Below are 16,010 nucleotides of genomic sequence, written 5' to 3' on the forward strand. Positions count from 1 at the left end.
CAAATATGCAAATCCATGTACTGATGTGCAAATGCCCTGCGTTGCAAATTATACATTAGTTAATTAATCAGATGTTCAATTATATTCACAATTGAACAGTGTTATATGTTTTATAAGCAGATAACATGTGCCGTTTACAGATGTTTTAATTTTTTGATATGGTAGATGTACCCAGACAAAGAAAATCTGCACATCTGCACACCTGAAATTAGCACATCAATAAGCCCATTTTAAATATACCGAACCCCAGGTAAAGCCACCGCCAAAAGCTGCTAAAATAAGGTTATCACCTTTTTTAAACTTGCTTTCCCATTCCCATAAACATAATGGGATGGTACCGTTGGTGGTATTGCCGTAACGCTCGATATTGATGATAACCTTTTCGGGGCTGATACCAGTGCGGTTTGCAGTAGCATCGATAATGCGCTTGTTGGCCTGGTGTGGCACCAACCAGGCAATATCATCGCCTTTAAGGTTGTTGCGCTCCATAACCTCATGAGCAACATCGGCCATATTGGTTACAGCGAATTTGAACACTGCCTGTCCTTCCTGGTAAGCATAATGTTCGCCTGCGTCAACAGTAGCATGACTGGCTGGTTTCAATGAGCCACCGGCTTTAAGGTTCAGATACTGACCTCCGGCGCCATCGCTTCTTAAAATAGAGTCGATAAGGCCATTGCCTTCCTCATTAGGTTCAAGCAGGGCAGCGCCACAGCCATCGCCAAAAATGATGCAGGTAGCGCGGTCTTTATAGTTTACAATGGCCGACATTTTATCGCCGCCAACAACCAACACTTTTTTATGCTTGCCGCTTTCAATAAACTGCGCGCCCGAAGTTAATCCGTATAAGAAACCAGAGCATGCAGCCTGTAAATCAAATCCCCATGCATTTTTAGCGCCAATTTTGTGGGCCAAAATGTTGGCGGTAGCCGGGAAAATCATATCGGGGGTGGTAGTACAGAAGATGATAAGATCGATCTCATCGGCACCGATACCGCGCTTTTTAAGGAGTTCGGTAACGGCAGGGACCGCCATATCAGATGTAGCAAGGCCTTCGCCTTTTAATATGCGTCGCTCTTTGATACCGGTACGGCTGGTTATCCATTCGTCGTTTGTATCAACCATTGTTTCCAGTTCCTGGTTGGTTAATACATAGTCGGGAACGTAACCATGTACAGCGGTAATAGCGGCATGAACTTTACTCATCTTTATAAAATTACTGGAATGCTTGTTTTATTTTATCAACGAGGTTACTCTCTACCATGTTCCTTGATAAAAGAACCATGTTTTTTATAGCCTCCGGGCTCGAGATACCGTGACCAACAACAACCGGAGCATTCACTCCCAATATTGGGCTGCCACCGTATTGTTCATAATTAAACCTGTCAAAAAACTCATCCTTCAGCTGTTTCTTCCTCGTTATAACGTAAAACGATTCGGCAAGCTTTAATATTACATTGCCGGTAAAACCATCGCATACATAAACGTCGGTACCTTCGCTAAAAAGATCGCGTCCTTCAACATTGCCAACAAAGTTAAACAGCTTTGTTTCTTTCATTAATGGATAGGTAGCCTGGCAAAGTAAATTGCCTTTTTCCTCTTCTTCGCCAATGTTTATAAGCGCAACCCGAGGGTTAGCTATATCATAAACGGTTTGAGCAAATAAGCTGCCCAGCACACCAAATTGAACAAGCACATCAGGCTTGCAATCGGCGTTGGCACCTACATCCAATAAAATACCCAAACCTCCTTTAAGTTTGGGTACAATAGTAGTCATAGCCGGGCGTACAACGCCTGGAATAGTTTTTACGCTGAACATGGCGCCAACAAGCATAGCGCCGGTATTGCCAGCTGATGAGAAAGCCTGAATTTCGCCAGCTTTAAGCAGTTGGAAACCAACTGATATGCTCGAATCAGGCTTCTGAACAATAGCTTTAGTAGGATGTTCGCCCATACCAATAACCTCGGTTGTATGTACAAACTCGAAGTTATCAGGGCTTACACCATTTTCCTGAAGAATACTTACTGTAACTTCCTTATCGCCAATGAGTACCAGTTTCTGGTCGGCAGATAAAGTTTTATAAGCTTCGATAGCTCCTAAAACAGCTGCTTTGGGAGCGTAATCACCGCCCATAATATCTAAGCCAATCTTCATTTTCAGAAAATTAAACTTAGGCTACTGCTGCTTTCTCAATAAGAACTTTACCGTTGTAGTAAACGTTACCATCAACAGTATATGCACGGTGTGGCAAGTGCACAGCGCCTGTAGTTTGGCATGTAGTTAAAGTTGGAGCTTCCGCTTTGTAATGGGTTCTGCGTTTATCTCTCCTTGATTTTGAAAATTTCCGCTTTGGATGTGGCATAATATCCTAATATTAATTATTTATTCATGTTTTTGAGCGCATCCCACCGTGGGTCTGTTTGCTCACTTTGTTCACCATTTGCCGATAAGCTGTTAAGCTTGTCAAGCATTTCTTTGTCACAGGTTGAGGTGTTACCCTCGCCGCAAATTGATATAAACGGCACTGCAACATTAATGTATTCATATATCAACCCGGCAACATCGATCTCATGATCATTTTTGCCAAGTGTTATAATTTCTTCATCCTCATCAACAGGCTCATCGCTAAATTTAGCTATCTGCTGTTCGGTAATGTCAAGTTGTATTGGCAATACCTTCAGACACCTGTCGCAGGTGGTATCAATTGTGCCATCTATCTTAAAATTCAGGATCAGCATAGTTTCCTGCTTATCCAGTTCTACTTCACAGTGCAGGGTTGCTTTTTTAACGAGTGAGTATTCAAACTCGTCAAAAAAATCATCCTGTATGTCATACTCAAACAGGTGTTTCCCAAGTTTAAGCCCCGTAAAGGGAATCGAATATTTCTTAAGCGATTTCAATGAGCAACAATTAGCCCGCAAATGTAGGGAAAAATACCATAACTGGAAAGTGTTTTTTTATTTTGCCCTTTTAGGAAGGTAAAAGGAGAAAGATGAAAGGTAAAAGGTTGAAATACAGTGATTTTTGAGCCGTGCAAAAATCACTGTTCCATTTAATGAAATTAGTTTGGCAAAACCTCTGGTTTCATTTTTGAAGCCAGTTGCAATGCCTTATATGCGTTTACTATACCCCCTGTTTTTGAAAGTGTTGTAAAATCAACCTTTTCTGTTTTACTGCCGGGTTTTAACACCATGGTGCCTGTAAGCGGTGTTGCTGAGCCCAAAATGGCTTCCTTAACCTGTTTGGCGCTCAGGGTTGGGTAATACTCTAATATCAAAGCAGCTATACCTGCAGTTATTGGCGATGAAAAGCTGGTGCCATCTTCGGTATCAACTTCAGCATCGGTAGTAATAGAAGTTACCTTTACTCCAGGCGCAAAAATATCAACGCTTTTTTTACCGTAATTGGAAAAATCGCCTGCAAGGTTTTGCCCCAATTTAGGGCCCGAAGCGCCTACACTGATCACGTTATCAGCGTCGGTTGATGAGCCATCTAAAAAAGTATCATTCGGAAATTCGGGCTGCGCATCCATGTCCTGGTTGTCATTGCCGGCAGCCATTACCAGTAAAACATTTTTTGATGCGGCATATTTAAAGGCAGCATCAACCCATTCCTTATGCGGCGAAATCTTTTTGCCAAAGCTCATGTTAACCACACGTGCACCATTGTCAACAGCATAGCGGATGGCGTTGGCCACGTCCTTATCGTATTCATCGCCATTAGGCACGGCCTTGATGATCATTAACTTTACGTTATCAGCTACACCGTTAATGCCATAGTTGTTATTACGTACCGCACCAATAAGCCCGGCTACTCCCGTGCCATGTGCAGCGTCAGCAAACTTTACCAGGTTGTTGCCATATGGTTTGCCGTCCATCGTATCCGGATCATCACCTACAATGCGCTTGCGTGAGGTAAGATCAGGAGATACATCATTGTTAAGCTTCGCCAGGTATTCGCTTAAGTCTTTAATAATTTTGGCGTTGGTAGAACCCGCACCCTCCTGCGAAAATACCGACTCCCAAACATATTTACTTTGACTTAAGGTATCATTAGCGGCCTTAACCTTAACAAGGTCGGCCTGGGTAAAGGTGCCGTTGGCTGGTAAATTAAGGCCCCGTTTAATATAGCCGCTGGTAACCATCAGGGCGTTCATCACCGGCGAAAGTTGGCCGATCTCGGTATTAGCTTTGTTTACTGTTGAATCATAAACCGTTTTAACACGCAGCCAATAAGCATATTCCTTTTTATTAGTGGCAGTCGAATCTGTAACTGAAGCATACTTGTCTTTTAGCTTGTTATATTCACGTACTTCTTCTGTAGTTTCGGTAAAGTCGGCCTTACCGCCAGGACCGCCTAAAAAATTCCATCCGTGAATATCATCAATATAGCCGTTATGGTCATCATCAATGCCATTACCGGGAATTTCTTTTTTATTTACCCATAACACTGTTTTCAGGTCTGTTTGCGAGGTATCGGCGCCGCTGTCAATAGTAGCAACTACAACCGGCTTGCTCTTTTTTCCTTGCACAAACATGTAAGCCTGCTTTAAGCTGATGCCGAAAAAGCCGCTCTCTTTTAAGTCAAGCAGGTGCCAGGCTTTTGGCAGGGCAGGATCGGCAACCGGTGCTTGTTGTGCCGATGCTGGTAAATTAACTAATAATGCTGCTGATAAAGTGGTTGCGCCTACGTACTTACAAAATTTGAACATGAACAGTGTATAATATGATATATAGAATTCTTTAGAAGCTTGTTATAAAAGCGTCATTGCGAGGTACGATGCAATCCCCAATTCACAAAGCAGATGTGCATAATTTGAGATTACTTTTTGTACCTTATATGTTTGATCCCTTTTTAACTATTTGATTAAATCTTTTTTTAACGGCTTCTTAAGATATAAGTTTCCTTTATTTTATGTATTTCCTCCTGTCGGGAGCTATTATGATTGATCTAACTATTTGGGCGTTGCCTCCGGCCGGGCTATTCGCTCATACGCCTGCAGGCCTTAAGCTCGTGGCCGGTATCCGCTACTATCCCTAACGCAAAAACACAACTAATGTCATTGCGAGGAGGAACGACGAAGCAATCGCATACTATACAGAGCCGCTATACTTCCGTGTGATTGCCACGCTCCGCTCGCAATGACATAAAGTTTGATTTACAAATCAAACTTTATCCCCTGGGCTAAAGGCAACGTTTTTGAATAGTTTATAGTATTGGTTTGCCGCCTCATATAAACTTTCCAGGCATCCGATCCTGATTCCCGGCCGCCGCCGGTTTCTTTTTCACCTCCGAATGCGCCGCCTATCTCCGCACCCGATGTGCCGATGTTAACATTGGCAATTCCGCAATCAGAACCAGCGTACGACAAAAATTGTTCTGCCTCACGTAAATTATTGGTCATAATAGCTGACGACAGGCCTTGAGGAACTCCATTCTGCAGCTCAATGGCTTCGTCAATAGTGCTGTATTTGATGAGGTAAAGGATAGGCGCAAAGGTTTCGTGCTGCACTATCTTAAAATGATTTTCAACTTCCGCAATGCAGGGTTTTACATAACAGCCCGATTCATAACCTGCGCCTTCCAGCTTGCCGCCTTCAACTACAAAGTTGCCTCCTTCTGCCTTGCATTTCTCAATCGAACCGAGGTATAAGGCCACAGCATCGGTATCAATGAGCGGGCCCATGTGGTTGTGCTCATTCAATGGGTTACCAATCCTGATTTGCTTATAGGCATTTACAAGCTTTTGCTTAAATGCGTCGTAAACACTTTCGTGAATAATGAGCCTGCGGGTACTGGTGCAACGCTGACCGGCTGTACCCACCGCACCAAACACCGCACCAATGAGCGACATATCCAGATCAGCATTTTCGCTGATGATGATGGCATTATTGCCGCCAAGTTCCAGCAAGCTTTTGCCCAGCCTTGCGCCAACCGCCGCACTTACTGCCTTACCCATGCGGGTTGAGCCGGTAGCAGATACTAATGGAACACGGGTATCGGCAGCCATCAGTTCGCCGATGTTACGGTCGCCAATTACCAGGCATGATACACCTTCTTCAATGTTATTCTTTTTAAAAACTTCCTGAGCAATATGCTGGCAGGCTATGGCAGTTAAAGGTGTTTTTTCGGATGGTTTCCAGATGCATACATCACCGCAAACCCATGCCAGTAATGAGTTCCAACTCCAAACAGCAACGGGGAAGTTAAATGCCGAAATGATACCAACTATGCCCAGCGGGTGGTATTGCTCATACATGCGGTGGTCGGGCCTTTCGCTGTGCATGGTTAAACCGTATAGCTGGCGGCTCAGGCCAACGGCAAAATCAGCAATATCTATCATTTCCTGTACTTCGCCCAATCCTTCCTGCAGACTTTTGCCCATTTCGTACGATACCAAAGTACCCAGATCCTGCTTGGCAGCACGCAGCGCTTCACCAATCTGGCGTACAATCTCGCCACGTTTTGGGCCAGGTGTTTTTCGCCAGGTTTTAAATGCTTTGGCGGCTTGTTCAACAGTCTGGTTATAATCGGCCTCGGTTGCCAGGCGTACCGAAGCTATCTTTTTTCCATCGACTGGTGATGTTATATCTTTTACTGCAGCACCGGCGCTGCTGCCCCAGTTGCCGCCTGTACTAAAGGCATCGTTAATATCGTTTATATGTAAACGTTTTAGGATATCTGAAATATTAGGCTCCATAATTGTTACTTTTGTCAAAGGTAGAAATCTTTAGGGCAATTTTTCAGAATCACTCATCGCTTGCCTGTTGTATTCATTTTCATTAATTATCAATGATTTGTATTGAACAGTTGTTAAGAATGTTTGAATGTTGAAAACTAAATTGCATTTTGGTTACTTACTTGTTGTAATTTGAGTCTCAATAAGTCTTTACAAGGCAATTTGTCAACCTAAAGCGGATGTTCTGCAAACAAAATTGAATGGAAGAAGAATTTGAATTTGGTTTTACCGAAGACCCAAAATTTTCGGTAGAACGGTACGAGGAAATGATCAGAAATCAGGACTTGTACTTTTTTGATGCCCAGGCGTTTGAGAACATTATCGACTACTACATCGAAAAAAATGATCCGGCCAGGGCATTACAGGTAGCAGAGTATGCACGGAGCCAGCACCCTTTTGCGGCAATTTTCCTGATCAAACAGGCCCAACTGCTTGTGGTAAGCAACAAAGTTCCGGAGGCTTTTGCCGCGCTGGATAAAGCTGCTATGCTCGAAGCATCTGACGCGGATATTTATATTATCCGTGGTAACCTGTACGAAAGCCTGGAACGTTTTTCAGAGGCGCTGGAAAACTACGAAAAGGCCCTTGACCTTGCTGAAGAGACCGACGAGATCCTGCTGCACATTGCCTACGTTTACCAAAACATGGGTGATTATGATACTGCCATAACTTATCTTAAGCTTTGTCTTAAGCAAAATATGGAAAACCAGGATGCCCTTTACGAGCTTGCTTTTTGCTATGATGTAATGGACAACCAGCAGGAAAGCGTACAATTTTATCAGCAGTATATCGATAACGAACCATACAGCTATGCGGCGTGGTATAACTTAGGCAACGCCTATACCAAGCTGAGCCTGTTTGAAAAAGCCATCGATGCTTATGATTATGCTATATTAATTAAGGACAGTTTTGCATCGGCCTATTTCAACAAAGGCAATGCACTGGTTAATCTTGAAAAATATGCCGAAGCTATAGAAGTATACCGCCACACTTTTGAGTATGAGCAACCCAATGCCGATACTTATTGTGCAATTGGCGAATGCTACGAAAAGCTGGAACAGATGGACGACGCGCGTGCCTTCTACAAAAAATCGGTTAAGATGGATCCAAAACTGGCCGATGCCTGGTTTGGAATTGGTGTAACCCTTGATTTTGAGGAACGCTATTTTGAGGCGCTGCATTTCTACAAAAAGGCACTCGACCTGGATATAGCCAATGCCGATTACTGGTTTGCTATAGCTGATGCCGAATACAAACTTGGTCATTTAGACGAAGCTGAAAAGGCTTACGAAAAAGTAGTGGAACTGAATCCGCTGGATATTGATGCATGGCTTGATTATTCTTCAATACTTTATGAGCAGCAAAAGCTTAATGAAGCTATTGAGATCATATCCCAGGCCATCAAAAACAATCCCGAAGCGGCTGAACTTTACTACCGTATGGTGGCCTATCTGTTTGCAAAAGGCGAGTATAACGAAGCTCTTAACAACCTGGAGTATGCCTTAGCCGCCGACCCGGAAAAACACTATATCCTGTTTGATTACTTGCCGCAATTGCAAAAAAACAAAGTGATTGTGGATATTATTAACAGGTATACTAAGTAGGTGTAGTGGTGAATGGTTGATTAGGTGAATGGTTCTTCCTTCAAATAAATAAAGTACAAAAGACGCATAACATGCGTCTTTTGTACTTTATAAGTAGTAAATAGTCGCTGTACCTTACTAAAATTTCTGTTAACAAAATTGCAACATAATTTACCCACTCACCATCAACATGAATTTACCATGAGCTTTAAGATCATTTAACATTTGAAATTTGCACATCTGCATATTTGTTGCGACCTTTGCCTCGTTAGAACTTTTAGTTATAGGCTATAACAAATACTCACAATGAACTACACTATCAATCATCTTCCCGATCGTACAGCTAAACCACGTGATAAAGGCATTACTATGGTTATGGATAAAGGGCTTAGTTTGCGACAAGTGGAAGATTTTATTGAGGTAGGAGGCACGTATACCGATATTGTAAAGCTGGGTTGGGCTACATCATACGTTACGCCTAATCTTGAGCAAAAGCTAAAGCTGTACCGTGAAGCCGGAATCCCGGTTTATTTTGGTGGTACACTATTTGAAGCCTTTATTGTACGTAACCAGTTTGATGATTACCGTCGCTTACTGGATAAATATCAACTGGAGCATTGCGAAGTATCTGACGGATCAATCACCATTGAGCATGATGTAAAATGCAAATACATCAGCGAACTGGCCAAGCAGGTAACTGTAATATCCGAAGTAGGTTCAAAAGATGTACAAAAGATCTTCGCACCATATAAATGGATCAAACTCATGAGTGCCGAAATTCAGGCAGGCTCATGGAAAGTGATCGCTGAGGCCCGCGAAAGCGGTAACGTAGGGATCTACCGTGATTCGGGCGAGGTTCGCCAGGGATTGGTTGACGAGATCCTGACCCAGATTCCCGAAGAAACCATTATTTGGGAAGCACCTCAAAAAGCGCAGCAGGTTTGGTTCATTAAACTGATAGGGGCAAATGTAAGCCTGGGCAATATCGCTCCAACGGATATTATACCGCTTGAAACCTTAAGGTTGGGTATCCGAAGCGATACATTCGACCATTTTTTGGAGATGTAATTGTTGACTGATCTTAATATAACAATTAACCCAGCCTCCGGAGCAATCCGGAGGCTTTTTGTTTGTGTCTTGTCCTATTATACGTTTACATTTTTAGCGCAAGTCTTGTGTTGGGGACGACGAGCGTGGCTGACTTGTGCTTTCCTTGCTAAATCCTATTATACGTTTACAAGGGCTCCTAAAGGCACAAGTCATCCCCACGCGGGCGACCACACAAGACTTGCGCCAGCTGGGGGTAAACCGGTTATTGTAAAGCCCTTACATAACTAACACTTCTATTCCTGAAAAAGCATAAGATTTATAATTATTAACATCGTAAAAAACTAAAAATCAGGCTATTTTAATTGCGTAATCCTCATCTGCTGCAATTGCTGTTAACCCTGTGGAAAACTCCAACTATTATGCTATTCAGCATACTAATAGATTTGAGTTAAAACCCCTGAACCTTTTTAGTGTTTCATCTACTCAGTTAATTTTATCATAATTTACGCAAGGCTATGGCTAAAAACATTACCGGTAAAGTGCCCGCAGCAGGCGGAGGAAAGGGACTCAAAACAGAACGCTATTTTAGCAAAGAAGGCACCAGCGTTTACGACCTGTTTAAATATGAAAAACGATCGTCGGTTATCCGCAACCCATCCGGTGATGCTGTGTTTGAAATGAATGATGTTGAGGTGCCGGCTGGCTGGTCACAAGTGGCTACCGATATCCTGGCTCAAAAATATTTCCGTAAGGCAGGCGTTCCTCAGCCCGATGGAACAACGGGATCAGAAAAAAGCATTAAACAGGTTGCACACCGTATGGCCAATTGCTGGAAGGATTGGGGCATGCGTTACGGCTACTTCGCCACACCAAAAGATGCCGGTATATTTTATGACGAAATTGTTTACACCATCGTGGGACAATTGGCGGCGCCAAACTCACCGCAGTGGTTCAATACCGGTCTGCACGCTTCATACGGCATCACAGGCAAGCCGCAGGGGCACTATTTTGTCGATCCGGTAACAGAACAACTGAGCAAATCAACGTCGGCCTACGAGCGCCCGCAGCCTCATGCCTGCTTCATTCTTTCTGTTGATGATGACCTGGTAAATGAAGGCGGCATCATGGACCTATGGGTTCGCGAGGCGCGCATTTTTAAATATGGATCGGGTGTGGGTACAAACTTCTCTAAGATTCGTGGAGATAACGAAAAATTATCGGGAGGCGGTTATTCATCGGGCCTGATGTCGTTTCTGAAAATTGGCGACAGGGCAGCGGGAGCTATCAAATCTGGCGGTACAACGCGTCGTGCGGCCAAAATGGTTTGCCTCGATCTTGATCACCCGGAGATTGAAAGTTTCGTGAACTGGAAAGTTGAAGAAGAAAAGAAAGTAGCCGCACTGATAGCTGCGGGCTATTCTTCCGATTACGAAGGCGAGGCCTATCGCACGGTATCCGGTCAAAACTCTAATAACTCGGTACGTATTCCCAATAGCTTTTTCACAGCGCTTAAAACCGGTTCAAGCTGGAATTTAACCAGTAGGATGAGCGGCAAAACGGTTAAATCAATATCCGCTCAAAAGTTATGGGATGATATCTCATTTGCGGCATGGGCCTGTGCCGATCCGGGTGTGCAGTTTGATAGTACCATTAACGAGTGGCATACTTGCCCCGAAGGTGGCAGGATCAATGCCTCCAACCCATGTTCGGAGTATATGTTCCTGGATAATACGGCCTGTAATTTAGCATCCATCAATCTTGCTCATTTCTTCGACTCGCAAACCCGGGTGTTTGATGTAAAAGGATTTGAGCATGCCTGCCGCATGTGGACTATAGTGCTGGAAATTTCGGTATTGATGGCGCAGTTCCCGTCTAAAGAAGTAGCGCAGCTATCCTATGATTACCGTACGCTTGGTTTGGGTTATGCCAACCTTGGCTCGGCATTGATGGTAAACGGCATTCCTTATGACAGTGACGAGGCCCGCGCTATTGGCGGAGCGATTACTGCTATCATGACCGGCACAGCCTACGCCACCTCGGCCGAAATGGCCCGCGAACTGGGTACTTTCAGTCGTTATAATGATAACAAAGCACACATGATGCGGGTAATGCGCAACCATCGCTACGCGGCTTATAATTCAACCGAAAACTATGAGGGGCTGGAAATTGCTCCCCCGGGTATCGACCAAAAAATCTGCCCTGATTATTTGCTTTCAGCGGCCTGTAATGCCTGGGATAAAGCGGTTGAAATGGGCGAAAAATATGGTTACCGGAATGCCCAAACTACTGTTATAGCGCCAACCGGTACTATCGGTTTAGTAATGGACTGTGATACTACCGGTATCGAACCTGATTTTGCGCTGGTTAAATTTAAAAAACTATCTGGCGGAGGTTACTTCAAGATTATTAACCAGGCAGTGCCTGAAGCCTTACGCAACTTAGGTTACCAGGAGCATGAGGTTACAGCTATAGTAAATTACGCAAAGGGTGCCGCGACTTTAAAAGGCGCGCCACACATCAACATTGATACACTTAAAGCCAAAGGTTTTACAGACGATGAACTGGAAAAACTGGACAAGGCAATGGTATCAGCATTTGAAATAAGTTTTGCTTTCAACATCTGGACATTGGGCGAAGATTGCCTGAAACGCCTTGGCATGAATGCCGAGCAATACAATGCTGCCGACTTTAGTTTATTAAAAGCCATCGGCTTCAATAAAAAACAGATTGCCGAAGCTAACGAATATATCTGCGGTACCATGACCATTGAAGGGGCTCCGTACCTTAAACAGCAACATTACCCAATTTTTGATTGTGCTAATAAATGTGGGGCGAAAGGCGAGCGTTACATCCACGCTTATGGTCATATCAAGATGATGGCCGCCGCACAACCTTTCCTTTCTGGCGCTATTTCCAAAACTATTAACCTGCCAAACGAAGCTAAAGTTGAGGAAATCAAAGATTGTTATGAGCTTTCATGGCAGTTGGGCTTAAAGGCCAACGCGCTTTACCGCGATGGCTGTAAACTGTCGCAACCGCTTTCAACCAAATCAGATGTTAAAGAGGAAGCCGATGATAAACTGGATACCGTTGAAGAAGTATTGGGTGAAGCTGCCAATGTAAAACTGGCAGACTTAACCCCGGAACAGGTTATTGAAGCCGCCATGGCCATCATGGAAAAATCAAAGGACACCGCTTTCATGCGCCAGTTATCACGGGTGGTTGAAAAGAAAAATCTACCGTATAAGCGTCGCGGCTTTACCCAAAAAGCCAATATCGGTGGTCAAAATGTATTTGTACGCACCGGCGAATATGAGGATGGCACCCTGGGCGAAATTTTTGTGGATATGCACAAAGAGGGAGCTACTTTCCGCTCGCTCATGAACTGTTTTGCCATTGCCGTTTCGGTAGGTTTGCAATATGGCGTGCCGCTTGAAGAGTATGTAGAGAAATTTACTTTCACCCGCTTTGAACCGGCCGGTATGGTTGTGGGGCACCCGAACATTAAGAGCGCTACTTCTATTATCGATTACATTTTCAGGATGCTGGGCTATGAATACCAGGACCGTACCGATCTTGTACATATTATTACCGAAAAAAACGGCGTGTTAGGCAACCCGCAAATGGGCGATGAGGATTTTAATACTGATGAAACTAATGTTTACCAGCCATCTACCCATAATCAGGTATCTTCAGATAATTCTTCAAATGCTCAAAGAAAAGGTTTATCTTTCGACGTTAGTATGGGAGTACAAAGCGATGCGCCGAGCTGCAACGTTTGCGGGCATACAACAGTACGTTCCGGTACCTGCTATAAATGCTTAAACTGCGGCAACTCGATGGGCTGCTCTTAATAAACAAGGATTTTTCAATCAATTATAAATAGTTAATTATGTGACAGCCCCGCCCCTCAGGTGGGGCTTGTTTTTTCAACGTGATTTTTTAAGTATTGTCATAACAAATCAAAAACTCCCCCTTTAGGGGGGCGGTGGGCTAATTATTTATAACTTAGCTTTTATGAACTCTATCCTACACATATTAAATGGTGATGCTGCGTTGGACGGCTTTGATCAAACCGGGCTCGACGGCGACGTTATGGTTTGGCGGGAAGTATTTTCTGAAGGCCCTCTGCAGGAAAATATCCTTTCGGGTAGTTTTTGGAGTGCACGGAGAGACTGGATCAATAAAACGTTTAATGCACCGGAGGGTGATTACCAGCATAAAGTGTTGGACGAGCTTGGCAAACTGAACAGCCAGTACAAAGAGATTAACCTGTGGTTTGAGTTCGACTTGCATTGCCAGATAAACCTGTTGGGAGTATTGGAGATGTTATCGCTAAAAACCGATATGTCGGCCCCGGCTATTTACCTCATTTGTTTGGCAGATTGTATTCAGTTTGATAATAAGAAAGGATTAGGCGAGCTAAACGGCGAACAGTTTGAAGAACTGTATGATGCCCGCGAACGCCTGAACGAATGGGAGCTGGGCCTTGCCTTTGATGCCTGGAGGTTGTATGTAAATAATGATCTTGAAGGCTTAGAAAAATGGCTCGATGAAAATACTTTTTGGGGTGGTGTTCCATTGCTTAAATCTGCATTAAAAGCACACCTCAAACGAATGCAAACCAATGCAGACGGATTGACATATATCGAACAAAGGCTACTGGATATTTACAATAACGGCGCTAAAACCAAAATCGAAATTTATCATGCCTTTTGGAAATCTGAAAGCATTTTTGGCATGGGAGATTCGGAGATTGATATCTACCTCAATAAATTGAAGGAAAAGGGGCTGATAGAAGTTTAATTAATCAACGTATTGTCTTTTCGATGGAGCAAGGGCACGGTTGAGCATTGGGGCGAAAGAGAAATCTTATACGCTATGCTTAAACGCTTTGCATGGCCGCTTGATATAGCGTATAAGATTTCTCACTCGTTCCTCGTTTCGAAATGACAACGGTTAGTATGATTCTTGCGGCACTGTGACCGCTATCGTAGGAGATCGTTCACTCTCGTTCTTCATCCTATCTAAGGCGGTAATCACGTAAAAATAGGTTTTACCCTTAATAACAGTATTGTCATCATATCCCAGCGTAGGATCATATTTAATCTTAAGGATATTTTTAGGATTGTCGATATCGATCTTTTCGCCATCGTTAAAACGATAGATCACATAACCATAAACCGGCTCTTCATCTTTAGCCAACGCCGGGGCAAGCCACCTTACGGCCACGCTTTTACCTACTGCTTTTGCCGTAACCTGCTGCGGGGCATTAGGCGGAATTGAATCGCGCCAAAGCATTACAGGCGGCAGGGCCGGGTATTGGTAATAATTATCACGCAACGAATCGGTAAAACCAAGCGGGTTGCTGGTAAGCGAATTTGAGCTAAAATAAACGCTGCCCTGCACCCTCGGGTTATCGCGGATAAGTTCTATTTGTTGCGGTAACTGTGCCGGGTTTCTGAAAGCCTGAACCTTGCGTTCGTTAATACGGTAAGCTGCCTGGCCTACGTACAGGTGCCTGCCATAGGTGTTATCGCTCCACCAGCTTAACAGTTTCTGAAAATCGGCAGCGCGATTGCCTATCTGCCAGTAAAGCTGTGGATTGATATAATCTATCCAGCCTTCTTTAACCCATTTGCGGGTATCGGCATAGTTTTCATAATATGACGAGCCGCCGTTAGTTTCGGAGCCTTCGTCGTTTTGTGCCTTATTGGCCCAGATGCCAAACGGACTAATGCCAAATTTGATATTAGGATCATGAGCATGAACGCTATCAGCAATCATATGTATCAGCAAATCCACATTGTGGCGGCGCCAGTCTTTAATATTATCGTAGCCTTCGCCATATTTTTTAAACGTTTCTTCGTCGTTGATTTTTTGGCCGGCAATAGGGTATGGATAAAAATAATCGTCCATGTGTACACCATCAATATCATAGTTATCCACTACATCCAATATCACCTGTACAATATAATCCCGTACTTCGGGCAGGCCGGGATTAAAGGTTTTTATCCCACCATAAGTGAAAAACCACTCTGGTTTTATCTTGGTAATATGTTGTGGACTAAGCGCTGCAAAGTTGCCGTCAAACGTAGCACGGTAAGGGTTAAACCAGGCATGCAGCTCCATGCCGCGCTTATGGGCTTCGGTAATGGCAAATTCAAGCGGATCATAGTTTGGACTTGGGGCCTGACCTTGTTTGCCGGTTAAATATTTTGACCATGGCTCGCGGCTTTTGGCATAAAATGCGTCGGCGGCCGGCCGCACCTGGAGCATAACGGCATTAATACCGGTTTCCTGGTGCGAGTTTAATATATCTATAAGCTCCTGCTTTTGCTTTTCGGACGGTGATCTGGAATTGGTTGGCCAGTCGATATTAACTACGGTTGCTATCCATACCCCCCTGAATTCGCGTTTGGGCTGCATTTTTACATCAACCGGAGCCGGAACAAGCTCAGCCGGCTGCGCATTAGCTGTTAAATATGTAATCAGGGTTATGATCAGGAATATGAACCGTTTGTATATATGCATCAAATAATATTAAGTTAGAAAGCTGCAAAGATATAAACTCATAACGTAGCAGGTTTATTATGAAGTATAAAAATTGAAGCCGTATTGTGTTTTAAACATTTTG

Annotated in this window: 11 protein-coding genes; 4 read left to right on the forward strand and 7 right to left on the reverse strand. The window is 43.8% G+C overall.

From position 1 onward, the window contains the following. Positions 1-216: 216 nt before the first annotated feature. The 6 genes from BMX50_RS23435 to amaB all read right to left on the reverse strand — a co-directional run bounded on the left by BMX50_RS23435 (position 217) and on the right by amaB (position 6,701). Positions 217-1,206, reverse strand: a complete 990-nt coding sequence (locus tag BMX50_RS23435) for a beta-ketoacyl-ACP synthase III (RefSeq protein WP_091214990.1) — start codon at positions 1,204-1,206, stop codon at positions 217-219. Between the two features lie 10 nt (positions 1,207-1,216). Continuing rightward, the gene (gene plsX / locus BMX50_RS23440) at positions 1,217-2,155 is read right to left on the reverse strand and encodes a phosphate acyltransferase PlsX (protein WP_091214992.1); all 939 of its coding nucleotides are present in this window, start codon (positions 2,153-2,155) and stop codon (positions 1,217-1,219) included. A 16-nt stretch (positions 2,156-2,171) separates the two neighbouring features. After that, positions 2,172-2,363, reverse strand: coding sequence for a 50S ribosomal protein L32 (gene rpmF / locus BMX50_RS23445; RefSeq protein WP_090534782.1), 192 nt, complete (start codon positions 2,361-2,363; stop codon positions 2,172-2,174). Positions 2,364-2,379: 16 nt separating this feature from the next. Next, a complete protein-coding gene (locus BMX50_RS23450) occupies positions 2,380-2,901 on the reverse strand; it encodes a YceD family protein (RefSeq protein ID WP_091214994.1) in 522 nt (173 codons plus the stop codon). Between the two features lie 161 nt (positions 2,902-3,062). Further along, a complete protein-coding gene (locus BMX50_RS23455; protein WP_091214997.1) occupies positions 3,063-4,712 on the reverse strand; it encodes a S8 family serine peptidase in 1,650 nt (549 codons plus the stop codon). 447 nt (positions 4,713-5,159) lie between these two features. Next, positions 5,160-6,701, reverse strand: a complete 1,542-nt coding sequence (gene amaB / locus BMX50_RS23460; protein WP_091215001.1) for an L-piperidine-6-carboxylate dehydrogenase — start codon at positions 6,699-6,701, stop codon at positions 5,160-5,162. A 239-nt stretch (positions 6,702-6,940) separates the two neighbouring features. Between amaB and BMX50_RS23465 the strand changes: the two genes are divergently transcribed. The 4 genes from BMX50_RS23465 to BMX50_RS23480 all read left to right on the forward strand — a co-directional run bounded on the left by BMX50_RS23465 (position 6,941) and on the right by BMX50_RS23480 (position 14,179). Further along, the gene (locus BMX50_RS23465; protein WP_091215004.1) at positions 6,941-8,344 is read left to right on the forward strand and encodes a tetratricopeptide repeat protein; all 1,404 of its coding nucleotides are present in this window, start codon (positions 6,941-6,943) and stop codon (positions 8,342-8,344) included. A gap of 285 nt (positions 8,345-8,629) precedes the next feature. Further along, a complete protein-coding gene (locus BMX50_RS23470; protein WP_091215006.1) occupies positions 8,630-9,391 on the forward strand; it encodes a phosphosulfolactate synthase in 762 nt (253 codons plus the stop codon). A 497-nt stretch (positions 9,392-9,888) separates the two neighbouring features. After that, the gene (locus tag BMX50_RS23475; protein WP_091215008.1) at positions 9,889-13,227 is read left to right on the forward strand and encodes a vitamin B12-dependent ribonucleotide reductase; all 3,339 of its coding nucleotides are present in this window, start codon (positions 9,889-9,891) and stop codon (positions 13,225-13,227) included. A gap of 163 nt (positions 13,228-13,390) precedes the next feature. Further along, on the forward strand, positions 13,391-14,179 hold the full coding sequence (locus BMX50_RS23480) for a DUF1835 domain-containing protein (protein ID WP_091215012.1): 789 nt from the start codon (positions 13,391-13,393) through the stop codon (positions 14,177-14,179). A gap of 153 nt (positions 14,180-14,332) precedes the next feature. On the opposite strand, the gene BMX50_RS23485 is transcribed toward BMX50_RS23480, so the two are convergent. Next, entirely contained in the window at positions 14,333-15,907 is a 1,575-nt protein-coding gene (locus BMX50_RS23485; protein WP_091215015.1) for a glycoside hydrolase family 10-like protein, read from the reverse strand. Positions 15,908-16,010: the final 103 nt, after the last annotated feature.

It is taken from the genome of Mucilaginibacter gossypiicola, assembly GCF_900110105.1.
GTDB classification, from domain to species: Bacteria; Bacteroidota; Bacteroidia; order Sphingobacteriales; family Sphingobacteriaceae; genus Mucilaginibacter; species Mucilaginibacter gossypiicola.